20 protein-coding genes are annotated in these 22,436 nt (G+C 65.3%); 10 read left to right on the plus strand and 10 right to left on the minus strand.

Annotated features, from left to right (window positions below):
- The first annotated feature begins 119 nt into the window (after nucleotides 1-119).
- Both ACQP1G_RS31000 and rffA read left to right on the plus strand, forming a co-directional pair.
- On the plus strand, nucleotides 120-1,244 hold the full coding sequence (locus tag ACQP1G_RS31000; protein ID WP_433193137.1) for a glycosyltransferase: 1,125 nt from the start codon (nucleotides 120-122) through the stop codon (nucleotides 1,242-1,244).
- Nucleotides 1,241-2,377, plus strand: a complete 1,137-nt coding sequence (gene rffA, locus ACQP1G_RS31005; RefSeq protein WP_433193138.1) for a dTDP-4-amino-4,6-dideoxygalactose transaminase — start codon at nucleotides 1,241-1,243, stop codon at nucleotides 2,375-2,377. Before ACQP1G_RS31000 ends, rffA begins: the two co-directional genes overlap by 4 nt.
- An 8-nt stretch (nucleotides 2,378-2,385) precedes the next feature.
- Here rffA and ACQP1G_RS31010 read toward each other — a convergent pair whose 3' ends face one another.
- Both ACQP1G_RS31010 and ACQP1G_RS31015 read right to left on the minus strand, forming a co-directional pair.
- The gene (locus ACQP1G_RS31010; RefSeq protein ID WP_433193139.1) at nucleotides 2,386-2,676 is read right to left on the minus strand and encodes a hypothetical protein; all 291 of its coding nucleotides are present in this window, start codon (nucleotides 2,674-2,676) and stop codon (nucleotides 2,386-2,388) included.
- Between the two features lie 158 nt (nucleotides 2,677-2,834).
- Nucleotides 2,835-5,786, minus strand: a complete 2,952-nt coding sequence (locus tag ACQP1G_RS31015) for an acyl-CoA synthetase (RefSeq protein WP_433193140.1) — start codon at nucleotides 5,784-5,786, stop codon at nucleotides 2,835-2,837.
- A 548-nt stretch (nucleotides 5,787-6,334) separates the two neighbouring features.
- On the opposite strand from ACQP1G_RS31015, the gene ACQP1G_RS31020 reads away from it, so the two are divergent.
- From ACQP1G_RS31020 to idi, 4 genes are read left to right on the plus strand one after another with little or no spacing between them, the layout of a single operon-like run.
- Nucleotides 6,335-7,741, plus strand: a complete 1,407-nt coding sequence (locus ACQP1G_RS31020; RefSeq protein ID WP_433193141.1) for a family 2B encapsulin nanocompartment shell protein — start codon at nucleotides 6,335-6,337, stop codon at nucleotides 7,739-7,741.
- A 15-nt stretch (nucleotides 7,742-7,756) separates the two neighbouring features.
- Nucleotides 7,757-9,328, plus strand: coding sequence for a family 2 encapsulin nanocompartment cargo protein terpene cyclase (locus ACQP1G_RS31025; protein WP_433193142.1), 1,572 nt, complete (start codon nucleotides 7,757-7,759; stop codon nucleotides 9,326-9,328).
- 51 nt (nucleotides 9,329-9,379) lie between these two features.
- Complete coding sequence (locus ACQP1G_RS31030) at nucleotides 9,380-10,252, plus strand: geranyl diphosphate 2-C-methyltransferase (RefSeq protein ID WP_433193143.1); 873 nt, start codon at nucleotides 9,380-9,382, stop codon at nucleotides 10,250-10,252.
- Complete coding sequence (gene idi / locus ACQP1G_RS31035; RefSeq protein WP_433193144.1) at nucleotides 10,249-10,827, plus strand: isopentenyl-diphosphate Delta-isomerase; 579 nt, start codon at nucleotides 10,249-10,251, stop codon at nucleotides 10,825-10,827. Before ACQP1G_RS31030 ends, idi begins: the two co-directional genes overlap by 4 nt.
- Here idi and ACQP1G_RS31040 read toward each other — a convergent pair.
- Entirely contained in the window at nucleotides 10,824-10,949 is a 126-nt protein-coding gene (locus ACQP1G_RS31040; protein WP_433193145.1) for a hypothetical protein, read from the minus strand. The two genes, idi and ACQP1G_RS31040, sit on opposite strands and share 4 nt — an antisense overlap.
- 228 nt (nucleotides 10,950-11,177) lie before the next feature.
- On the opposite strand from ACQP1G_RS31040, the gene ACQP1G_RS31045 reads away from it, so the two are divergent.
- On the plus strand, nucleotides 11,178-11,528 hold the full coding sequence (locus tag ACQP1G_RS31045) for a hypothetical protein (RefSeq protein WP_433193146.1): 351 nt from the start codon (nucleotides 11,178-11,180) through the stop codon (nucleotides 11,526-11,528).
- 19 nt (nucleotides 11,529-11,547) lie between these two features.
- Here the strand turns inward: ACQP1G_RS31045 and ACQP1G_RS31050 are convergent, their stop codons facing one another.
- The 3 genes from ACQP1G_RS31050 to ACQP1G_RS31060 form a co-directional block, all read right to left on the minus strand.
- Nucleotides 11,548-12,282 (minus strand): aspartate/glutamate racemase family protein, encoded by a 735-nt coding sequence (locus ACQP1G_RS31050; protein WP_433193147.1) that lies wholly within the window; start codon nucleotides 12,280-12,282, stop codon nucleotides 11,548-11,550.
- Nucleotides 12,282-13,769: an NCS1 family nucleobase:cation symporter-1 gene (locus tag ACQP1G_RS31055; RefSeq protein WP_433193149.1), complete on the minus strand. Its 1,488-nt coding sequence runs from the start codon at nucleotides 13,767-13,769 to the stop codon at nucleotides 12,282-12,284. The genes ACQP1G_RS31050 and ACQP1G_RS31055 overlap by 1 nt, the downstream gene beginning before the upstream one ends.
- 121 nt (nucleotides 13,770-13,890) lie before the next feature.
- Nucleotides 13,891-14,613 carry a GntR family transcriptional regulator gene (locus ACQP1G_RS31060; RefSeq protein ID WP_433193150.1) on the minus strand — a complete coding sequence of 241 codons (723 nt, stop codon included), beginning with the start codon at nucleotides 14,611-14,613 and terminating at the stop codon, nucleotides 13,891-13,893.
- Between the two features lie 172 nt (nucleotides 14,614-14,785).
- Here ACQP1G_RS31060 and ACQP1G_RS31065 point away from each other — a divergent pair, with 172 nt between their 5' ends.
- The 3 genes from ACQP1G_RS31065 (at nucleotide 14,786) to ACQP1G_RS31075 (ending at nucleotide 18,412) form a co-directional block, all read left to right on the plus strand.
- Nucleotides 14,786-15,958 carry a serine hydrolase domain-containing protein gene (locus tag ACQP1G_RS31065; RefSeq protein ID WP_433193151.1) on the plus strand — a complete coding sequence of 391 codons (1,173 nt, stop codon included), beginning with the start codon at nucleotides 14,786-14,788 and terminating at the stop codon, nucleotides 15,956-15,958.
- Nucleotides 15,959-16,198: 240 nt separating this feature from the next.
- Entirely contained in the window at nucleotides 16,199-17,503 is a 1,305-nt protein-coding gene (ilvA, locus tag ACQP1G_RS31070; protein ID WP_433193153.1) for a threonine ammonia-lyase, read from the plus strand.
- Nucleotides 17,504-17,551: 48 nt separating this feature from the next.
- Nucleotides 17,552-18,412 (plus strand): haloalkane dehalogenase, encoded by an 861-nt coding sequence (locus ACQP1G_RS31075; protein ID WP_433193154.1) that lies wholly within the window; start codon nucleotides 17,552-17,554, stop codon nucleotides 18,410-18,412.
- A 177-nt stretch (nucleotides 18,413-18,589) separates the two neighbouring features.
- On the opposite strand, the gene ACQP1G_RS31080 is transcribed toward ACQP1G_RS31075, so the two are convergent.
- From ACQP1G_RS31080 to ACQP1G_RS31095, 4 genes are all read right to left on the minus strand, one after another.
- Nucleotides 18,590-19,564, minus strand: a complete 975-nt coding sequence (locus tag ACQP1G_RS31080) for an ABC transporter substrate-binding protein (RefSeq protein ID WP_433193155.1) — start codon at nucleotides 19,562-19,564, stop codon at nucleotides 18,590-18,592.
- Between the two features lie 52 nt (nucleotides 19,565-19,616).
- The gene (locus ACQP1G_RS31085) at nucleotides 19,617-20,660 is read right to left on the minus strand and encodes an ABC transporter permease (protein ID WP_433193156.1); all 1,044 of its coding nucleotides are present in this window, start codon (nucleotides 20,658-20,660) and stop codon (nucleotides 19,617-19,619) included.
- Nucleotides 20,657-21,433 (minus strand): ATP-binding cassette domain-containing protein, encoded by a 777-nt coding sequence (locus tag ACQP1G_RS31090; RefSeq protein WP_433193158.1) that lies wholly within the window; start codon nucleotides 21,431-21,433, stop codon nucleotides 20,657-20,659. Before ACQP1G_RS31090 ends, ACQP1G_RS31085 begins: the two co-directional genes overlap by 4 nt.
- Nucleotides 21,434-21,549: 116 nt before the next feature.
- Entirely contained in the window at nucleotides 21,550-22,395 is an 846-nt protein-coding gene (locus tag ACQP1G_RS31095) for a DUF4253 domain-containing protein (RefSeq protein WP_433193159.1), read from the minus strand.
- Nucleotides 22,396-22,436: the final 41 nt, after the last annotated feature.

Raw genomic sequence — 22,436 nt, forward strand, 5'->3', positions numbered from 1 at the left:
GAACATGATCGGCGGGCCGGCGGGGCGTGATCGGCACCGTGTTAGAGTTCACGACGGCTCGGGCTCAGCCACCAGCGACGAGTACCGGCACGCACCGTCATCGAAAGTCGATCTCGCCAATGCCGATTCCCACCGCACGTACGCCCCGGCCGGTTCCGGGGACATCGAGCGAGCGTCCGTTTGTCCGGTCCCAGCGCGGCCAGCGGCACTCGGTCTCCGTCGTCGTACCCGTCTACCGGGGCGAGGACACCATCTCCGCGCTCGTCGCCGAACTCGACAAATTCGCCGAGCCGACCACGACACCCGGCGGCACCACCTTCGTCGTCGACGAGATCATCCTGGTCCACGACAACGGCCCGGATCGCTCCGACGTCGTCATGCAGCAGCTGGAGGATGCCTACGGGCAGGTCAGGGCGGTGTGGCTGAGCCGCAACTTCGGCCAGGACGCCGCGACCATCGCCGGTATGGCGGTCGCGCGCGGCGAGTGGATCGTCACGATGGACGAGGACGGTCAGCACGATCCCGCTTTCATCTCGGCCTTCCTCGACGCAGCGCTGGCCGAACGCGCCGATCTGGTCTACTCCAAACCGACCAATACCCGCCCGCACGGCTTCCTGCGCAACCTCACCTCGCGCGGCGCCAAGATCGTGCTGGCCACCGTCTTCGCCTTCCCGGATTCGACACGGTTCGAGAGCTTCCGGCTGATCCGTGGCGATATCGGCCGTCAGCTCGCCGAGGTCGCCGCCAACGGCGCCTACCTCGACGTGGCCCTGACCTGGGTGGTCGGCAATGCCATCTCGGTACCGGTGGTGCTGCGCGCCGAGGGGCGTGAGGAATCCGGTTACAACTATCGGCGGCTGTTCTCGCTGTTCTGGAAGATGGTGCTGTGCAGCGGAACCCGCGGCCTGCGGCTGGTGAGCCTGCTCGGCGGCACGCTGGCGCTCGCGGGCGGGATCCTGGCGGCGGTGATCATCGTCCAGAAGCTGGCGGGCCATAACAACGATCCCGAGGGGTGGACCTCGATGATCGTCGTGATGCTGCTGTGCTCGGGCGCGATCCTGTTCTCACTCGGCCTGATCGCCGAGTATCTCGGTGTGGCGCTGCATATTCTGGTCGGTAAACCGCTCTATCTGACCGTAGACTCCCCCACTCCGCGCCCGGCTACCATCGAGGCGCCGGACACGACCCATCGAGTCACCGCCGCGGTACCGGCAGCCGCGGGCGAGAAGGGCAACGGGGCGTGACAGAGCGCATCATCTTCAGCAGGCCGTTCCGCGCGAGCCGCGAGCTGGCGAATATCGAGGCCGTACTCGGCTCCGACCACAGCCACGGCGACGGCAAATTCACCGCCTCCGCGACGGCCAAGCTCAAGGACATCACCGGCACCCCGCACGCGCTGCTGACCACCTCGTGCACGCATGCACTCGAGTTGGCCGCGCTGCTGCTCGAACTCGGACCCGACGACGAAGTGATCGTGCCGAGCTTCGCGTTCACCTCGGCGGCCACCTCGATGGCGCTGCGCGGTGCGACGTGCGTTTTCGTCGATATCGATGAGGCGAGCGGCAATATCGACCCGGATTCGGTCGCCGACGCCATCACCGATCGCACCAAAGCGGTCGTGGTCATGCACTACGGCGGTGTCGCCGCCGATATGGAACGGCTGCTCGCGCTCACCGAACACCACGGCATCGCCCTCATCGAGGACAATGCGCACGGCCTCGGCGGCACCTGGCGCGGTCGCAAACTCGGCACCATCGGCGCCCTCGGCACGCAGAGCTTCCACGACACCAAGAACGTGCACTGCGGTGAGGGTGGCGCGCTGCTGCTATCCGACGAGATCCTGATGGGCCGCGCGGAGATCATGCGGGAGAAGGGCACCAACCGGGCCCGCTTCCTGCGCGGCCAGGTCGACAAGTACTCCTGGCAGGATATCGGCTCCAGCTATTTGCCCAGCGAACTGAACGCGGCCGTACTCGACGCGCAACTCGACGAATTCGACGCGATCCAGGCGCAGCGCCACCGCGTGTGGGACACCTATGCCGCGCAACTGCCGGACTGGGCCGAGCGCACCGGCGCGCGACTGATGCCGGTGCCGGCGGATCGGGAACACACCGCGCACATGTTCTTCCTGCAGATGCCGAGTGAGGAGTCCCGCGACGGGCTCATCCGGCACCTCGCGGCGCAGGGCATCGTCGCGCCGTTCCACTACATCCCACTGGATTCCAGCCCGGCCGGACTGAAGTACGGGCGGACGCCGGTGCCGTGCACGCGCAGCGCGCGGTTCTCCTCGACGATTCTGCGGCTGCCGCTGTGGCCGATGCTGACCGAGGCTCAGCTCGGTCGCGTGCTCGAGGCCGTTACCGCTTACAGCTCGTAGCCCGGTCCCTACTGCTGCTGGCTCTGCTGACGGGCGGCATCCTCGCGGATCTCGCGGAGTCTGGTCGCCGCATCCTTCGGCGGTCGGGCCTGGACCGCGGGCGGCGTCGTGTTCGGCAGCTGCGGCGGCGTTTCGGCTTTACCCCGGCTGGCCATATATAGCCGGAATGCGCCGTAGCCGAGCAACAGCAGAATCACCAACGGGACCAGCTCGAAGATCAGGCTCTTCACGAAGCCGAGAACCATCAGCGCGCCCAGCAGCGCCAGGACGGCGAAGCCGAGCCGAACTTTCCACGACATTTCGAACCTCCGTCGTCGTCGAGGATTTGGTATCCACGCTACGCACTTGTGCGCGTCGACAGCGGCACTCGGGCCCGGTTTGTCGCTGCGGTGAACGGCCGTATCGACGGGTAGCTTCCGCAGTGCGTCCCGGCTTTCGCCGGGACGCCGAACCGTGGTCAGTCGGTTCCGAGAATCGCGCCTGCTTCGGCCTCGGTGAGCACCTCGTAGGAGTCCGCTTCCCGGTTGTACCACCAGGTATCGGGTCCCGGCTGCGGGCGGCCCGCGGCCTGCACCGCGCGGGTGGACGGGCGGTAGGACGAGCTGCGCGGGATCTCTTCGACCACGTACACGATGTCGGGCCGTTGGTCCGGATCGAGGGCTCGCACCGCTTCGGTCACGTCTTTGGGTTCCAGCCGCAGGCCCCTGCGGATGCTGACCGCCGCCACCGCCAGCGCGTGCTCGCCGACGGGCAGCCCATAGGCGACCTCCATATCGACCGCGGTGATGTCGTTGAGGGTATCGACGATGGGCTGGGTGAATACCGGTCCGCGTGCGGTGCGGATCACCGTGTCCGCGCGATCGACCAGCCAGTAGTCGCCATCGCCATCGCGGCGGAACAGGTTCTCCGTCGGCATCCACGCATCGCCCGCGGTGAACACTCCGCGCAGTCCGCCGTCGGAGAGGTCGACGCCCTCGATCGCCTTGCCGATCAACAGACCGACCTCGTTATCGGCGCAGCGACGCGCGAAGCCGGACGCGTCGGTCCGGATCTGCTCGGTGACCGGGTCGAAGGCGACCAGTTCCACCTTGGCGGTGCCCGGTACCGGGCGGCCCTTGCAGCCCGCCTTCACACCGGTCACATTGGCCAGCACCACATCGCCCTCGATGGACGCGTAGAACTCCAGCACCCGCGCAGGCGCGAACTGTTCGGTGGTGCGCCGCCACAGCCCGGCCGGCATGCCCGAGCCGATGAACAGGCGGATCGGATGTTGGTGCCCGGACGGGAAGACCTCGGCGTCGAGGATGTCGCGCAACATGGTCCAGGTGTAGGTGACCACCGTGACGCCGTAGCGGTGCACCTCCTCGCCGAACCGGGTCGGATCCAGCGATCTGGCCAGCGCGATCCGGCTGCCACCCGCAATCGCACCGCCGAGGCTCACCAGCAGACCGGACGAATGATGCAGCGGCGCAAGGCACAGGACGGTGTCCTTGCGATCCAGATCCGCGGTGGTGGCTGTCCCGAATGCAGACAGGGCCCAGCGGTAGTTGGTGATGTACTTGGTCTCCAGCCGGTCGCCGGTACCGGTGACGAGCACGAATGCCAATTCGCGCGCCAAACCCGGATCCGGGCGGTACCAGGCGGGCAGTTGAACCTCAGTGGGATCGATCTGCTCGAGGTCGATCAGGTTCTCCCCCACGGGTAGATCGAGGGCGCGGGTATTGCCGCCGCCCAGGACCAGCACCCGGGTGCCGGTGGCCGCCGCGGCACGCAGGTTCTCCGGATCGGAGACCAGGGTCTTGATGCCGGTGAGCTCGATGGCCCGGTCCAGTTCGCTGCCGGGGGCAAGTAGGACGGCTACCGCGCCGAGGCGCGAGAGCGCGGCGACGGTAGCCAGCGCGCTCGGCCGGGTCTCCATCACCAGACCGATGCGCATGGCCGGGCGAATGCCGACGGAGATGAGACCGCGCACCACATTATCGATGCGCGCGTTGACGGCCGCGTTGGTGTGCACGCGATCGTCGAATAGGAACAGATCGCGCAGCGGGGCGCGGCGCGCCTGTTCGGCGACCAAGCGGCCCAAGGAGATTCGGGTGTGCGGCTGGATCATGCCGAGCCGGGTCAGTCGCGGCAGCGCCCGCGCGGCCTCACCGGCGAGTTCGATCGAACCGCGCACGGTATTGTTGGCGATCCCTTCCAGTGCCTTGCCGACACCGGCGCCCGCCTCGGCCAGGGTGGCCGCGGTGTGCACGACGCGGGTGGCCGCCGAATTCGGCCGGTTGGGCGCGACATGCTCGGCCATCGGCGCGATCTCCGGTGGTAGCGGCTGATCGCCGTCCATCCAATCGATCCACTGACGCACCAGCGGCCAGGTGTGCTTGGTCGCCATACTGCCCGCGACCAGGCCGAAATGCCCTGCGACCAAACTGGCTTCGTAGACCTCGGCATTGGGCGCGGCCCGGACGATGCCACGCACCGCGGCCGGCTGACCGATATCGTCGACCTCGCCGACGAAGGCCAGAATCGGGCACTTCAACTCGGCCAGCGAGATCGGCTGGTCCCGGATCACGAAGCCGCCCAGCATCATTCGATTGTGCGCGACGAACTGCTTGAGCAGATCGGCAGCCGCCGGACCGGCGTAGCCGACCCAGCCGTCGCTATTGAGGAATCGGCGCTGGCGTTCCTTGGGCAGCAGCGCCTCCCGGTCGTGCAGCTGGCGCAGGAAGTCGATGCGCGATTTGGCGGTCTTCACCGGATCGAGCATCTGGAAGCCGAGCCGGACCATGGAGTCGGTGATCGGCAGCCGGGTGACCACATGGTCGGCCAGGAATTCCGCGACGTCGGAGACCATGTCGTACGGCAGGCCGAACGGCATCCCCGCGACGACATCGACCGGGCTGCCGAAGGTCACGATGCTCTCGACGCCCTTGCCGAACCGGTACGCGGTGCTCTGGTAGGCGAACATGCCGCCCTGCGAGTACCCCATCAGGTGCACGCTGCTGCCGGTCGCATCGCAGACCGTGTCGATGGCGCTGTTGACGGCGAGGACGTGATCGGCCAGATCCCGTTCCCAGCCGCCCTCCTCACTGGCGGGCGAGCCGAAATCGACCACCCAGCAGTCGATTCCGCCGCGATGCAGGATACCGACCGCACCGTCTTCGGCGTTCACATCCCAGATATCGGCATTCACCATCAGCGGCGGCACCAAGACCGCGACCGGGCGCCCCGGCGTCGTATCGTCGGGGAAGTAGTGGCGCAGCCGATACATTCTGCGCCGTTCGACGATCTCGAACGGCGACGCCTCGACATCGGTGGTCAACCCACCGAAGCGGATGACCTCGAGGCCGTTCTGAGCAGTTGCCATCAACCGCTGCACCGACCCCACCACACTCTTCGCATTGAACTTCACGATCGCTCCTGGCCCTACCCTGCAAAGTGACCCGTATCACATACCCCGATGTGGTCAGACGAGCTTCCCACACCGTGTCTCCATTATGAGTCCGCTGTGACGGGTTCCATGCCAGGTGGGTCGATCGTCCGGATGTCCGCCGTGACGGCCCGCAGAAAAATACCGACCGTACCGCCACACGCCCTCGAGTTCCGATTCATCCCAGGACGTTATCTGCGGTTGTCCACATCGAGTTCATGTCGTTACCATCCAGAAAACAGACCGGCATACTCGTGGCTTGTTCTTCGAAAATTCGGTGCGCACAGTATCTTTCGCGGTTTAGGATCGATGCCGTTCGGAACGCAATGTCGCGTAAGCCAATTCGCACGAGAGAGTCGGTTCGCGTTTCCATGCCCCGGTCCGCCCTATCTCTCGGCAACCACGTCGTCTCAGCCCAACAGGCATACCGCCTGTCGAATTGTTGTGAGCACCACCGAATCTGAAGAGCCGTCGACTACCAGTACTGCACAATCGCCCGTCTCGGTGACCATCTCAGGTGAGGACAACGCATGACCATCGAAATGCCAGTCCAAACGGAAAACAACGTTCGCAAGAGCCTCAGCACGGGTGCCGCCCACCAGCTCGCGCACACCACCAAATCCGAGCCGCAGATGCAGGGCATCACCTCGCGCTGGCTCACCCGCATGCTGCCGTGGACACAGGTCAACGGCGGTATCTACCGAGTCAACCGACGCCTGTCCCATACCGTCGGCAATGGCGAGGTCGAGTTCGTCATCGACGGCTCGCAGGCCAGGGTGATTCCGATGGAACTCACCGAACTTCCGCAATTGCGGGACTTCGACGACGAGGAGACACTGCGCGCACTCGCCCAGCGATTCGAACAACGCGACCTCGCGCCCGGCACCGTGGTCGCCGAATTCGGCAACCCGATGAATCAGGTCATGCTGATCGTGCACGGAAAACTCAGCAAGATCGGCACCGGAGAATACGGCGAGCAAACCATGTTGGGCATGCTGGCCGGAGGGGATTTCTTCGGTGACGACACACTTGTCGACCAGTCCGCTATTTGGCCGGTGACCGTCAAAACTGTCACCCAGACCACGATGCTGATACTGCCCCGGCAAACGCTCGACGAAATGCTGGAATACACTCCGGCACTGCGCGAGCAATTATCCCGGGTGGCCGACGCACCGGCCCGGCCGCAAAATCACAAGGGCGAGGCGAATATCGAGATCTCCTCGGGCCACTCGGGCGAGCCGCTGCTCGAAGGCACCTTCGTCGACCTCGACGCCGCCCCGCGCGAATACGAACTCAGCCTGGGGCAGAGCGTTCTGCGCGTGCACACCAGGGTCGCCGACCTGTTCAACGACCCGATGAACCAGGTCGAGCAGCAACTGCGACTCACCATCGAGGCGCTCTACGAGCGTCGCGAGAACGACCTGGTCAACAATGCCGACTTCGGGCTGCTGCACAACTGCGACCTGAAGCAGCGCATCTACAGCGAATCCGGTGCCCCGACACCGGATGATATGGATGAACTGCTCAGCATGCGGCGCAGTACGAAACTCTTTCTGGCACATCCGAAAGCGGTTGCCGCCTTCGGTCGCGAATGCAGCAGACGCGGGCTCTATCCCGATCCGGTCGAGGTGGACGGACACCGCGTCTTCGCCTGGCGCGGCGTTCCGATCTTCCCGTGTAGCAAGATTCCGGTCAGCGATACCCAGACCACCTCGATCCTGGCCATGCGTACCGGCGAGAAGGATCAGGGCGTTATCGGACTGCATCAGACCGGTATTCCCGACGAATACGAACCCAGCCTGAACGTCCGTTTCAAGGGCATCGACGACCAGTCGATCATCTCCTACCTGATCAGCTGTTACTACTCGGCGGCCGTACTGGTGCCGGACGCGCTGGGCGTGCTCGACAACGTCCTGGTCGCCCGGCAGGCGGACTGACCGGGGTGATGACCGATGTCGGTGCTCTCGCGTGCCTCGGCACCGGCGGCCATCAATGATGTGGCCGCCGCGGTCGCCGCGCTGTTGTCGAACCTCGATGCCACCGCTCCGCCGACGCTACCGCTAGAGGCTCCGGAACCATCGGACGCCTCGGCAACACCTGAAAACACGGAAACACTCGAAAGCACGAATACACCCGAATGCACAGCGATACCCGAATCGAAGGAATCATCCGAAGCCCCGGTGGTGGACGCTGATTCGCACGAACTCGACCGGCCCACCGAACCTACGACACCTGCTCCGCGCGGTCTCCTCGGACCCAGCGGACTCGGCGCGACTGCGCTCTTACTCCGGGCGTCCGCGCCTACCGAAACGGGACTACCTACTACTGAGATACCCGACCCCGCACGCACACCTACTATCCCGGCGGCTGGTTTCCGGCCGCCATCGGTGGCGCCCGATGCCACATCGATCTGTGTCGGCGCGGCGCAGGGGGCCGCGCCGACCGGATCGGTCCCAACCCAACAGCAATCCGCACAGAGTCGAATTCCACTCGGCCCTACCGGATTGGGTGCCGCGTCGGCCTACCTGCACGGCACCGCGGCACCGATTCCACCGCTGTACTGTCCACCGCCGCTGCGCGACGACCCGGCATTGGCCGAACTGGTCAACGACGGGCTCATCGCTTGGGCACGGGATATCGGCCTCTACGAAGGGCGACTGGATGAATTGCGCGATGCCGACTTCGGCCGCCTGATCATGCTCGCCCATCCGGACAGCAATGATCCCGACCGGCTGCTCGCCGCCGCGAAATGCGCGGTCTCCGAATGGTCGGTCGACGACTACTACTGTGAGGGAGCCGATGACACCGCACCCGACGGCACGCCGTCCAATGCCGAGACCGAACTCGGTCCACGGCTCGAACTGGCGGCCGCCGCAATAGATCCCGTCCATCTGCCGGCGCGCTATGCGCCACAGCTGGAACGGGCCATGCGGGCCGATCCGATCCTGCGAGCGTTCCGTACATCCTTCGAGCATCTGTCCCGATATGCGACCCCGGCTCAGCTCGCCCGATTGCGCACGGAGATCGCCGGATGGTTCATCGCGCTCGGCGCGGAGGCCGGTTGGCGGGCCTCGCACCGGATGCCACCGGTGTGGGAGTACCTCACCAACCGGCAACCGCACAGTTTCCTGCCGTGTATGGCGCCGATCGATGTGGTCGGCGGGTATGAGCTCCAGGCCGCCGAGTACACCGATCCGCGGGTACGCCGGGTGGTCACCACGGCCGCGCTGGCCAGTCAGATGGTGAACGACCTGTACTCGATGGCGCGCGAAGACCGCTCGGACGGTAGGGAATTCAACCTGCCGACGGTATTGGCGGCGCAGGAGCGGTGCTCCCGGCGCGAGGCAGTGGTGCGCACAGCCGCCATCCATGACGAACTCGTGCACCGGTTCGAACAGGAGGCGGGGCCGCTGGCTGCCGTCGGGTCGGCCGAACTGCGTCGATTCCTCGGCGGACTGTGGGCCTGGATGGGCGGAAACCGGGCCTGGCATGCCGCGAGTAAGCGCTACAACGAGTCGAATTAGCCAGTACCGCAACGAAATCCGTAGTAACGCAACACGAGAGGATGATCAGGCATGACCATGCTCAATCCCGACACCGGGTCCGTCCTGCGCACCAACTACCAGAAGGCCGTTGCCGAGTACTGGAACAACAACCCGAACGACGACCGGGTGAATACCAGACTCGGTGAGGTCGACGGACTCTTCCACCACCACTACGGCATCGGCGAACCCGATCAGGCGGCGCTGGCCGGGACGGAGGACACCCGCGAGGAACGGATCGTCAAGGAACTGCACCGGCTCGAGTCCGCGCAGGCCACGCTGCTGCTGGATCACCTCGGCGATATCCGGCCGGGCGATCGACTGCTGGACGGCGGATCCGGCCGCGGCGGCACCAGTTTCATGGCCAATCAGCGGTTCGGCTGTCAGGTCGACGGCGTCACCATCTCCGAATATCAGGTCGGCTTCGCCAATGGTCAGGCCGCGCACCGCAGCGTGGCGGACAAGGTGCGTTTCCACTTCCGGAACATGCTGGATACCGGCTTCGACACCGGATCGATGCGCGGTATCTGGACCAACGAAACCACCATGTACGTCGATCTCGCCGACCTGTTCGGCGAGTTCTCCCGGCTGCTCGAACCAGGTGGTCGCTACGTCTGCATCACCGGCTGCTCCAACGATGTCACCGGCGGGCGCTCGGCCTCGGTCAGCTGGATCGACGCCCATTACGGCTGCATGATCCATCCGCGCAGCGAGTACTTCCGTGCCATGGCCGACCACAATCTGGTGCCGGTCGATGTCATCGATCTGACTGCCGCGACGATCCCCTACTGGGAACTGCGCACCCGATCCGAACTGGCGACCGGTGTGGAGAAGCCGTTCCTGACCGCCTATAAGGAGGGTAGCTTCCAATACCTGCTGATCGCCGCCGATAAGGTGGGCCGGTGAGCGAAACGCTGGCCGAACCGATCACCGACCGCGAGACCCTGCCCGTCGAACTCGTCGACGAGGCCGGGCGCGCGGTCGGCGCGTGCCCGGTGGCACAGGCTCATACCGCGCCGGGACTGCTGCACCGCGCGTTCTCGGTGCTGCTCTTCGACGAGGCGGGGCGGGTGCTGCTACAGCAGCGTGCCGCGGTGAAGACGCGGTTCCCGCTGCTGTGGGCCAATACCTGTTGTGGGCATCCGGCCCCGGATGAGCCGGTGGCGGCGGCCGCCGCGGTCCGGTTGGCCGAGGAGTTGGGGTTGGCCACGACGCTCACCGAGGTCGGTATCTTCCGGTATCACGCGCAGGATTCGGCGACCGGTCGCGTGGAGCACGAATGGGATCATGTGCTCATCGGCCGGTTGGATACGGAGTTCTTGCAGACCGCGGTACCGCGGCCCGATCCGGCCGAGGTCGCCGACTACGCGTGGATCCAGCCGGATGCGTTACGTGACGCGATCGCCGACCACCCCGAGACCTACACGCCGTGGCTGCTGGGTGTGCTCGACATCGCGGACGAAGCGGCCCGGGTCATCTAGCGAAGATAAGGCCCGCCGACCCGGCCGATGCCGGTGCGCAGGCCGGGGCCGAGGCAGCCACTGATCATCTCCGGCGCCATCTTGTAGTCGGCGCTGATCCGCGGGCGGCTGCCTCGGTCCACCTCCCCTGCTGTTGTTTGGTTCGGTATGTGCGGGGCGGTACTCGACGACCACTCTCGGTTTCATGTTTTGATGCGCATATCTACGTTTCAGCAAGTATTCGGCCCGACAGTGGGGCGCTTGTCACACTGCACAAACCTTCGAGAACTCACAGGAATGGCACAGCCTCCGGCCAGGAGCGACTTGGATCCTTGATCGCATACGAGCTTGTGAAATTAGTGAGGTGCACGATGGTCGAATTCGAAGTCACAGACGACAAGGTGACGGTTCACGTACTCGGCGGGCACCGACTGCTGGCGCTACGCGAGCATGTGACCTTCGATCTGGCCGATATCACCGAGGTCACCACCGCACCGGTCGACCTGCGCCCACCGTGGGTCCGCGCGCCCGGCACCTTCTTTCCCGGCGTGATCGCGGCGGGCACCTACCGAGGTAGGCGCCGAAAAGAGTTCTGGGACACCAGATTCGACGGCCACGCCATTCTCATCGACCTCGCTGGCCCCGGTTTCACCCGCCTCGTCGTCGACGTCGACGATCCCGACGCCGCCATGCAAGCCATCACCGCGGCCGTCGCTGCCTGACCGGAATCCGCTCCCTCACTCAGGGATTCGCGCCGAAGGACCGCAGTACCCCGGTGTACGGCTTCGGCGGTGGGCTGGCGAACTCTCCCCGACTCGATGTGCGCAGACCCAGGGTGATCAGCGACTGGACGGTCAGCGTGGCGGCGGCGACGCCGTCGATCACCGGAAAACCGATCTCGTCGCGAATGTGGTCGCACAGGTCCGCCATACCCGCACAGCCGAGGACGACCGCGTCGGAACCGTTGACATCCACGGCATCGCGGCAGGCCTCGGTGACAATTTTGCGGGCATCCGGATCGGTCTCCAGTGCGAGCACGGGAATTTCACAGGCGTGGATACCGCGGCAGCGGCGTTGCATGCCATAGCGTTCCACCAGATCGGTGGCGCGGCCGATGGTACGGCTCAATGTGGTGACGACGCTGAAACCGCGGCCGAGATGGCTGGCCGTATGCATGGCCGCCTCCGCGATGCCGATGACCGGGCCACTGGCCAGTTCGCGGGCCGCGTCCAGGCCCGGATCGCCGAAACAGGCGATCACATAGCCGTCGACACCCTCCTGCTCACCGCGCCGAATGGCCGCCAGCACGCCTGGAACGCTGAGGGCTTCGTCATAGTGACTCTCGATCGAGGCCGGCCCCATCTCGGCGGTGACCGCATCGAGCAGTGTGCCCTGACCCACTACGGCCTCGGCACACCGCTCGATCGTGTCGGTCATCGCCCGCGTGGTGTTCGGGTTGACGACCCGGATGCGCATCAGGCAGCAACCCCCTCGATCGCCAGTCGGGTTCGCGTAGCCAGCAGGTAGTAGGTGACGAAGCCGACGCCGCAGCCGATGAACCAGCTGTACTGCGCGGCGGTGTACATACCGGTGACATCCTTGGCCAGCACCGGGATGACCGCGACGATCGCGGCGACAGCCGTTGCGATGATCGCGGCCGGGTTGTAACCCTTGACGTACCAATAGGTTCCGGTCTCCGACAGGGTGAACAGGTCGTCGACGAGCACCTGCTGCTTGCGCACCAGGTAGTAGTCGGCGATGAGCACGCCGAACAGCGGGCCGATGAACGCGCCGAGCACCTCGAGGGTGTAGTGGATGACCTCCGGATTGTTGTAGAGGTTCCACGGCGTGATCAGGATGGAGCCGACCGCGGCGGTCATGCCGCCTGCGCGCCAGCTGATCCGCTGTGGGCTGACATGGGAGAAGTCGAAGGCCGGGGAGATGAAGTTGGCGACGATATTGATGCCGATGGTGGCGATGGTGAAGGTCAACGCGCCCAAGACGATCGCGAAGGTGCTGTCGATACGTGCCACCGTCGCAACGGGATCGGTGATCAGCTCACCGTAGACCGGGACGGTCAGCGATGCGGTGATCACGACCAGCAGCGAGAACAACAGGAAGTTGACCGGCAGCCCGAGCAGATTGCCGCGCCGCACCGCGGCGAAACTCTTTCCGTAGCGGGAGAAGTCGCCGAAGTTCAGCATCGGACCGGAGAAGTAGGAGACCACCAGTGCGATCGCGCCGAGCATGACCGGCACCGAGGCCCAACCGGTGTATTTCACCGCACCGAGGTTCAGGTCGATGGCACTCCAGCCCGCCCTGGCGATCAGATAGCCGCAGAGCAGGAACATCACGACATACACAGCGGGACCGCAGAAGTCGATGAACTTCCGAATCGATTCCATACCGCGCCAGAACACACCGGCCTGCACCACCCACAGCAGCAGATAACTGCCCCAGCCGAGCAGCGAAAGTCCCAGGAAGCCGTAATCATCCACGACCGCATAGGGCGCCAATCCCGGAAACAGCTTCACCAGTACGACATCCAGCGCCGCCGAGGCGAGGAAGGTCTGAATTCCGTACCAGGCGACGGCGATCAAACCCCGGATGATGGCCGGGATATTCGCGCCGAGCACCCCGAACGCACTGCGGCACATGACCAGATATGGCACGCCGGTGACCTGGCTCGGCTTGGCGACCAGATTGCAGAAGAAATAGACGATCGTGATCCCGATCAGCAGCGCCGCGAGCACCTGCCAGCTGGCCAGTCCGAGCGCGAACAGGCTGCCCGCGGTGACGTAGCCGCCGACGCTGTGCACGTCCGACATCCAGAACGCGAAGATGTTGTAGGAACCCCAGGTCTGCTTGCGCAGCGGCGCCAAGTCCGCGTTGGTCAGTCGTGGGTCGTAGGCGGGGGCCGCAGCTGGTGCGGGCGCTTCCGGTGTGGTGAGCGTTTCGGTCATGGTGTGTCCCATCCGAGGGCGAAGCGGACCATTTCGAGCGACCTGCAAGCAGTCGCTAGCGGCCGATCGAAACGACGGTAGAAACCGCGCATTGCCCCGCCATTGCGCAGTTATTGCCCGGCTATTGCGCGGCAGATATATCTTCCGGCGCCAGCAGGCCGGTATCGGTGGGCAGCGTCGCGATGACCGTCTCCAACCTGCGGTGATGCCGTTCGGCCACCTGCAGCAGGCGATCCACATCGCGTGCCATGAACGCGTCGAGCATCAGCGCATGATCGGTATGCAGACGCACCCGGTCTGCGCGGCCGATATGCACCATCGACTGCACCGGCTCGGTGACATTCCACGCCGACTCCAGCATGTGCAGTAGCCGGAACATGCGCGACGGCTTGGTCAGTGCGACGTGGAAGTGGCGCGATCGGCGGTGATAGGCGACCGGGTCGTCGTCCCGAATCGCCTGTTCCAGTAGCGAATTCACCTCGAGCAGGTGTGCGAGATCGGCATCGGTGGCATTGCGGGCGGCCGCCGCGAGTGAGGCGGTTTCCAGGGTCTCGCGCACAATGTACATTTCGCGCAGCTCATGGGGAGTCAGCTGGGCCACCGCGTACCCGCCGTGCGGCCGATGCGTGACCAACCCCTCCCCGATCAGTGTTTTGAGCGCCTCCCGCACCGGGATATGGCTGACGCCGAATAATTCGGCGACCTCGCGCAGCGGGATGATGGTGCACGGCGGCACGGCCCCGTCGAGGATCACCCGGCGGAGTTCGCCGAGGATCACTTGCGGTCGGCCTGGTTCATCGACAACCAGCCTCGCGAGCAGCGCCGATCGTCGTCTCGGTGGCATGTGGACACGCTATGCGAGCCGTGTTGCTATCGCGGTCGCGGATGTGACGGTCAGGAAACGTTCACCGAACCGACCGGTCGCATGCTCGGATTGCTGCGGATATCGCCCCCATAGGGGGCCGCATCACCACCGTGCCATGCTGTTGGTTGGTCGAATGACAGGGGTATTTCCGATGACACTTACGACAACGCAGTCGGTGGATCGTCGCTATGTGCGCCTGGTCGCCGAATTCGACAGGCTGTTCCGGCGCCCGAGCGATGGCGGCGGCGCACTCGTGGTCTACCAGCACGGCGAACCGGTGGTGGATGTGTGGGCCGGGTTCGCGCATCCGGGCGTGCCGTGGAGCGCCGATACCGTGGCCATGGCCTATTCCACCGGCAAGGGTGTGGTCTCGACGCTGGCCCACCGACTGGCCGAGCGCGGACTGTTCGATTACGACGAGCCGGTCGCCACCTATTGGCCCGAATTCGCGGCGGCGGGTAAGGAGCGCATCACCGTGCGGGAGATGCTCACGCACCGGGCGGGCCTGCATCGGTTACGCGAACTGCTGCCAGGACCGGTGCAGCGGTTCTTCGACGATGCCGAGGTCACCGCCGCCCTCGCGGCCTGCTCCCCCGATCCGCGGCACGTGTACACCAGCGGTTATCACGGCATATCCTTCGGACACTTGGCCGCCGAACTCATCCGCCGGGTCACCGACTCGGACTTCTCCGAAGTTCTGCGCACCGAAATCGCGGAACCGCTTGCTGCGCAAGAACTCTGGTTCCGAGTACCGGAAGCCGAGCGCGGCCGTATCGCCACCAACTTTCCCCGGCTCACCGTCGCCGGAATGAGTTGGGACAGTGGTACCCGGCTGATGAGCCGGACCCGTTTCGCGGCCGCCGCCGAAACCACGCCCCGCGGGTTCGCCGATTTGGTTTCCGATCCGCGCCTACACGATTCGGTCATGCCGGGCGTCAATGGCGTCTTCTCCGCGCGTGCCCTGGCCAGGATGTACAGCGCGCTCGCAACCGATGGTCGACTCGGCGACTTCCAACTGCTGCGCCCGGAAACCATCGAGCACATCACCCAACGCCAGGTCTTCACCCCCGACTACGTTCTCGCCTTCCGCATTCCGTGGGCGCTCGGCTACCACGGCGTCCCGATGAAGCCCTCGAAGGCCGAACCCGTCTCCGCCTTCGGCCATTTCGGCCTCGGCGGCTCCGGTGCGTTCGCCGATCCGGCCACCGGTATGTCGCTGGCCTTCGTCACCAACCGTCTCGGTGGGAAGCTCACACCGCTGGGCGATGCCCGGTTGGCCCGTCTCGGTACCATCGCACACAATCTCGCCAAGGCGGGGAGATAGGCGGGGCCGTTGGCTCAGCACAAACTCCCGTAGACCCGGTCACCGGATGCGGCAACCCCGAAGGCGGGGGCCATCGGGCTCGGCAACCAAGGCGGAGTATTGGCCTCAGCGCTCATCCTTGCGCTGATTCTGCGGGAACCCGCGGAATCGGCGCAGGAGGGGGAGCGAATGAAACCCCGCTGCGCGCAATCATCGAACGATTCCGATATGTCGCCCCGTAGGTGCTGGCAGCATGGGCGCATGGAGTTGCTGGGACTGGAGCGGATACACGCGGCCGCGGCGGCATTGGCGCCGGTGATCAGGCGGACACCAGTGGTGACGTCACGGGTGTTGTCCGAGCGTGCCGGGACCGAGGTGTGGCTGAAGTGCGAGAATTTGCAGCGGACCGGATCGTTCAAGCCACGGGGAGCGTATTTCCGGATCGCGAATCTTCCGGCGGCGGATCGGGCACGGGGCGTGGTCGCGGCGAGTGCCGGAAATCATGCGCAGGGGGTGGCGTGGGCCGCCGCGTCACTGGGGATTCGCTCGACGGTGTTCATGCCGGTGGGCGCGTCGCTGCCGAAGTTGGTGGCCACCAAGGCATATGGGGCCGAGGTGCGGCAGGTGGGTGAGACCATCGACGACTCACTGGACGCCGCACTGGATTTCGCCGAGCGGACCGGCGCGACGCTGATCCATCCGTTCGACCACCCCGACATCGTGGCCGGACAGGCGACGGTGGCCTTGGAGATCATCGAGCAGATGCCCGATGTCGGGACGGTGCTCGTGCCCACCGGCGGTGGTGGGCTATTGGCCGGGGTAGCCATCGCGTTGCATCATGTCGCACCGCATGTGCGGGTGATAGGGGTGCAGGCGGCGCAGGCGGCCGCATGGCCGGATTCGCTGGCAGCGGGTAAGCCGGTGCGGGTGGCGCGCATGTCGACCATGGCCGACGGTATCGCGGTCGGGCTGCCGGGTGAGGTGCCGTTCGCGCACGTCGCCGCGCATGTGCCCGCGGTGCTGACGGTCGATGAGGACGCGCTGTCCAAGGCGCTGCTGCTGTGTCTGGAACGGGCGAAGCTGATCGTCGAGCCAGCGGGCGCCGCGGCCGTGGCGGCCCTGATGAGCTGCACGCCCGAGGAACTCGGGCTGCAGGGTCCGGTATGCGCGATCCTGTCCGGCGGCAATATCGACCCGATGATGCTGACCAGGATCATCGGGCACGGTCTGGGTGCGGCGGGCCGCTATCTCGCTGTGCGCGTGACGATTTCGGATCGCCCGGGTGCGCTGAGCGGACTACTCGCGGTGGTCGGCAAGACCAGCGCGAGCGTCGTCGACGTGGTGCATTCGCGGACCGGCGGCTGGCTCGCCGTCGATGAGGTCGAGGTATCGCTGACCTTGGAGACACGTGGTCCGACACATCGTGACGATGTGCTTGCCGCACTGGAGAATTCGGGCTACGCCGTGCGGGTGGAGGACTCGCCCGTGTCTCCCGTCGAGCACCTTGACCATGCGGCAGCACGGCGGGGGCTCCGATCCGGAGACGGCCATTTCGGTGGAGGCTAGTGCCCGGGTGCACCAGAGGTAGTCTGTCTCCGAGGGAGGGAGGGCCCAATGCTGATCGACTTCGTTCCCGACGGGAGTCTGTACCCTTTCGAGTCGCGCTGGTTCGACTCGTCCGTCGGCCGGGTTCACTACATCGATGAAGGGGCCGGGCCGCCGCTCCTGTTTTGCCATGGCTCTCCGACGTGGAGTTTCCTATACCGTCACGTCGTGAAGGATCTGCGCGACCGGTACCGGTGTGTCGCTGTCGACTATCTGGGTTTCGGATTGTCCGAACGTCCCGCGGGTTTCGGCTACACGATCGCTGAGCACACCGCGGTCCTCGGCGAGCTGATCGATCACCTGCAGCTCGACGGCTTCGTTCTGATGGGACAGGATTGGGGCGGACCCATCGGTCTGGGCGCGGTCACTGCGCGCGCGGATCGGGTGCGGGGGATCGTGCTGGGCAACACCTTGTTCTGGCCGATCGAAGCGATGGCGAATCGGGCTTTCAGCGTGGTCATGGGCAGCCCTCCGATGCAGCGGCGGATACTCGAACAGAATTTTCTCGTTGACCGCGTCCTGCTCGCCGAGCTGGGGCGCACGCTCACCGCGGCCGAGGCCGACCACTATCGCGCGGTGCAGCCCACTGCGGAAGCCCGGCGCGGACTTGCCATGATGCCCAAGGAAATTCGTGCCGCGCGCCCGCTGCTGGACCGACTCGCCCGAGACGTGCCTGTCCTGCTCGGCGACAAGCCAGCCCTATTGGTGTGGGGAATGCGGGACATGGTGTTCCGTCCGAACGCCTGTATCCCGCGAATGCGTGCCGCCTTCACCGATCTCGACGTAGTCGAGCTGCCGCGCGCGCGGCACTTCATTCAGGAACACGCACCGGACGCGATCGCGGCGGCGATCGCGAAGCGATTCCCGTGAGTACGGTCGACGAGCGCCACATTGTTGTGAAGAAGCTCGACTCGTCTTGGATGGACGTGGCGTGGTATCGCCACCCCGCTACGACAAACGTGCCATCGTCTTCCGCGCCAACCTTGTCATGGCACTTGCCGTCGAATGGCTCGAGCCAATGGGCGACACGCTCTGATACGCCAACCGTCAGCACTTCCGCTTGTAGAAGTACTTCGAATTCGCATCCATATCGGCCTGGGTGATCGCCACCATATCGGTCTGGATATTCCGGGTGACCGGCTTACCTTCCAGCGCCGCCGCGGCCTGGTCGACACCCTTGGCGCCGATTCCGCCCGGATCCTGGGCGATAAGTGCCTGCACCGTACCGGCCTTCAGATCCTCGACCTGTTTCGGGCTCGCATCGAAGCCGACCAGTTTGACCTGGCCGAGTTTGTTCGCATTGCGCAGCCCGGTGGCCGCACCCTCGGCCGAGCTCAGGTTGGTGGCGAAGATGCCAGCAAGGTCGGGATGAGCGGCCAGGGTCGCCGTGACGATCGAAGCCGCCTGTGCCGCTTCGTTATTGTTGTACTGCACACCGAGCGAGGTGATGCCCGGATAGGCCTTCACCGCATCTTCGAAACCCTGTGCACGCGCGTCGGTGGTGGAGGTGCCGGCCTTGGTGTTGATCACCAGCACCGGTCCCTTGTCGCCGATCAGCTTGGCCAGCGTCTGCGCCGCGAGTTCGCCGCCCTTTTTGTTATCGGACGCGATCGACGACAGTGCGATGGTGGTGTCGTCCAGTGCGGTATCGACCTCGATGATTTTGATCCCGGCATCTTTGGCCTGTTTGATCGGATTCGCCATAGCCGTCGCATGAGTCGGGGCGATCAGGATGCCGCCCGGTTTATTCGCCACCACACCGGTCAGCACCGGAGTCTGCGCGCCCGCATCGAATTTCGTCGGCGCCTGCGTGTCCAGCTTGTATCCGAGTTTGCTCGCCTCGTCCTGTGCGCCGCATTGCATGGAGATGTAGAAGGGTTCGTCGGCGACACCCGGAATCAACACCAATTTCTTGGCATCCGTTCCGCCGGAATTGCTCACCGACCCACCACATCCCACCACCAGCGCGCCGACCGCCGCCATCGCGCCGATCACCACCGCGGTCCGCTTCGCCACCCTCATTTGGCTACCTCCGCCTTATTTTCCTATCGCGCAGTGTTGTAACTGCATACCTCTACTTGCGGTCCCGTGCCCGGCGGCGCAGTTGGTCGAACCACACCGCCCCGACCAGAACCGCGCTCACCGCGATCGGCTGCCAGAACACCGGCACTCCCGCGATGACGAAACCCTTGCGCAGCACCGACGGAATGAAGACGCCGATGACTGTGCCGACAATCGTGCCGAGACCACCGAAAAGGCTTGTACCGCCGATGACTACACCGGCGATGGCATCCAGATTGTCGGTGCCGTGCCCACCGATGGTCGTGGTGCCGAAGTAGGCCAGATTCATGAATCCGGCCAGTCCGGCCAGTAATCCGGTCATCGAATAGACCAGCACGAGGTGGCGGGTGACCGCGATGCCCGAGCGCCGTGCGGCCTCTTCATTGGAACCGATCGCGTAGGTGTAGCGGCCGAATCGAGTGGTGTGCAGCACCCAGGCGGCGAGCAGCGTCACCGCTGCGGCGACCAGCACCAGATTCGGCACCCCACCGAGCGATGTTCCGAAGCCCAGGGAATTGCGGAGTTTGTCGGGGACCGTCCGGGTGTCGACGCCGCCGGTGATCAGTTGCGCCGCACCGAGTGCGGCACCGAAGGAACCGAGGGTGACGATCAGCGGCGGAATCTTGGCCTTGGCCACCAGGATTCCATTGAGCAGGCCCCACATGCCGCCACCGACAACGGATATGAGGAAGCCGAGACCGATGATCCCCCAGCCCGCCGCGGTGGCGTTCTCGTCGGGGCTCAGCCATTCCATCGTCTTCGCGCCGAGCACCCCGGCGAAGATGAGCACCATACCGACCGATAGGTCGATGCCGGCGGTGATGATCACGAAGGTCATCCCGACCGAAAGAACCAGCAGCACCGAGGTTTCGATCAGCAGCGTCTGCAGGGTGAAGCGGGTCGGGAAGGCGTCGGGGCGGATGATGCTGAAGACCACGCACAGCACCACGAGCACCACACCGATCCACAGCGTGCTCGCACCGAGCAGCCGTTGCAGGACAGTGCGTTCCGGCAGGTCGGGGCCGCCATTGGCCTCAGCGGCAGTTGTTTCGGTCATGCGGCGTCCTCAGGTGATAGCGCTCCGGTCATCGCGCCGACCAACTGCTCCAGCGTCGCATCGGCGGCGACGAACCGAGCTACTCGCTTACCGAGACGCAGCACTTCGATCCGGTCGGCGACGGCCAGCACCTCCGGCATATTGTGGCTGATCAGCACGACCGCGATGCCCTGGTCACGCACCTTGCGGATCACCTCGAGCACCCGCTCGCGCTGCACCACGCCGAGGGCCGCGGTCGGCTCGTCCATGAAGACGACCTTGCTGGCCCACATCACCGCGCGCGCCACGGCCACACTCTGGCGCTGGCCGCCCGACAGCGCGCCGATCGGCACATCGGTGCGCTGCAAGGTGACTCCGAGCCGCCGGAAGTGTTCGATGGCCTGGGTTCGCATCGCGCTCTTATCGAGCATGCCGAGTTTGCCCGCCAATCCGCGGCGGACCAGTTCCCGGCCGAGGAACAGATTCGCGGCCGGATCCAGATCGGGTGCGACGGCGAGATCCTGGTACACCGTTTCGACGCCGAGTTTGCGGGCGGCGGTCGGCGTACTGAGCACGGTTTCCGAGCCGTCGAGCAGGATCGTTCCCGAATCCGGTTGTTCGGCCCCGGAAAGGCATTTCACCAGCGTGGACTTGCCCGCGCCATTATCCCCGATCAATGCGACGACCTCACCGGCGCGGACCTGAAAGTTGGCTTCCCGCAACGCCTCGACGCCGCCATAGCGTTTCACCAGGGCCTGCGCTTCGAGGACCACATTGTCCGCATCCGATGCCATACCGTCACCCACGTCGACTCAGCTGAGCAAACGTCCAATCCATCGGCCGATGCTACGTTCGCCGCAACCTCCCATGGGACGAATTCGGCAAAATGCAGAGGGCGCAACGAGACCGATCAGTCCCACCAGAAGCGCCAGAGCTGTCGCAGCATGGACTCGGCCAGTTCGTCGAGTGAATCGCGATCCTGTTCGGCCGCGTCCGAGCAGTACAGGTACCCCTCGAGTGCCTGTGCCAGCGCGGCCCCTTCGGTCAGCTCCGGCTCGTGTGCGACGCCGAGCCACAGCGTGTCCGATTCCAGCGCGACGAGCTCGCACCGGCGATTCGACGCCGCCCAGCGCCGGAGCACCACGGCGTGGTCGGCACCGTCCATGTCGTGGTTGAGTGCACCCGACCAGGCCAGTTCGTACGGGACCAGCCAGGAGTTCGCGGCGGGCACCAGGGCGAGCTGATCGAACTCCTCGCAATCGCCGCGAATACTCCAGATGTCGGTCCAGTCGAAACCTTCGTAGTCGTAGAGCTCGAGGTCCAGATCTGCCCAGTCCGGTCCGCCTCGTGGAATCGGGTAGTCCTCGGCCAACTGCTCTTGATATTTCTCGAGCAGCCACTGCGCACCGTCGGTCTTCTCGACGAACTCCGGAACCGGCAGCTCACGCGAGCGCTCCCAGCCGCTCTCGGGTCCGGTCCGGTACCAGGTATCGGTCTTGGTCAGCACCGGCCACAATCCGGTCTTCGGATGTACCTCCCGCACCTGTTCCCACAACCCGGCCGCCGCATACTCGGGCTCGATCGACACCACCCATACCGGCGCCCCGGACACCGTTCGCTCGACCACCGACGCCGCCGGGAGTTCGATCCCGTACGCCGCCAACGCAGCCACCGGATCATTGCCCGCGAAGGGCGTTGTCGCTGGCTCTGCCTGCCGATCCGGGGTGAAGGTTCCCGCGCCGAAATGTCTCTTCATGGATCGTCATTCAACAACTACCCACCGACAAATTTCCGAGC

It is taken from the genome of Nocardia sp. CA-107356, assembly GCF_050946365.1.
Classification (GTDB): domain Bacteria; phylum Actinomycetota; class Actinomycetes; order Mycobacteriales; family Mycobacteriaceae; genus Nocardia.

Bases quoted from the DNA above. Each gene is read 5' to 3' on its own strand.
- ilvA (WP_433193153.1), top strand. From the start codon at position 16,199: ATGGAGTTGCTGGGACTGGAGCGGATACACGCGGCCGCGGCGGCATTG.
- ACQP1G_RS31030 (WP_433193143.1), top strand. From the start codon at position 9,380: ATGACCATGCTCAATCCCGACACCGGGTCCGTCCTGCGCACCAACTAC.
- ACQP1G_RS31085 (WP_433193156.1), bottom strand. From the start codon at position 20,660: ATGACCGAAACAACTGCCGCTGAGGCCAATGGCGGCCCCGACCTGCCG.
- ACQP1G_RS31050 (WP_433193147.1), bottom strand. From the start codon at position 12,282: ATGCGCATCCGGGTCGTCAACCCGAACACCACGCGGGCGATGACCGAC.
- ACQP1G_RS31095 (WP_433193159.1), bottom strand. From the start codon at position 22,395: ATGAAGAGACATTTCGGCGCGGGAACCTTCACCCCGGATCGGCAGGCA.
- ACQP1G_RS31090 (WP_433193158.1), bottom strand. From the start codon at position 21,433: ATGGCATCGGATGCGGACAATGTGGTCCTCGAAGCGCAGGCCCTGGTG.
- ACQP1G_RS31055 (WP_433193149.1), bottom strand. From the start codon at position 13,769: ATGACCGAAACGCTCACCACACCGGAAGCGCCCGCACCAGCTGCGGCC.
- ACQP1G_RS31025 (WP_433193142.1), top strand. From the start codon at position 7,757: ATGTCGGTGCTCTCGCGTGCCTCGGCACCGGCGGCCATCAATGATGTG.
- ACQP1G_RS31065 (WP_433193151.1), top strand. From the start codon at position 14,786: ATGACACTTACGACAACGCAGTCGGTGGATCGTCGCTATGTGCGCCTG.
- ACQP1G_RS31010 (WP_433193139.1), bottom strand. From the start codon at position 2,676: ATGTCGTGGAAAGTTCGGCTCGGCTTCGCCGTCCTGGCGCTGCTGGGC.
- ACQP1G_RS31045 (WP_433193146.1), top strand. From the start codon at position 11,178: ATGGTCGAATTCGAAGTCACAGACGACAAGGTGACGGTTCACGTACTC.
- ACQP1G_RS31020 (WP_433193141.1), top strand. From the start codon at position 6,335: ATGACCATCGAAATGCCAGTCCAAACGGAAAACAACGTTCGCAAGAGC.
- ACQP1G_RS31000 (WP_433193137.1), top strand. From the start codon at position 120: ATGCCGATTCCCACCGCACGTACGCCCCGGCCGGTTCCGGGGACATCG.
- ACQP1G_RS31080 (WP_433193155.1), bottom strand. From the start codon at position 19,564: ATGAGGGTGGCGAAGCGGACCGCGGTGGTGATCGGCGCGATGGCGGCG.
- ACQP1G_RS31060 (WP_433193150.1), bottom strand. From the start codon at position 14,613: ATGCCACCGAGACGACGATCGGCGCTGCTCGCGAGGCTGGTTGTCGAT.
- ACQP1G_RS31075 (WP_433193154.1), top strand. From the start codon at position 17,552: ATGCTGATCGACTTCGTTCCCGACGGGAGTCTGTACCCTTTCGAGTCG.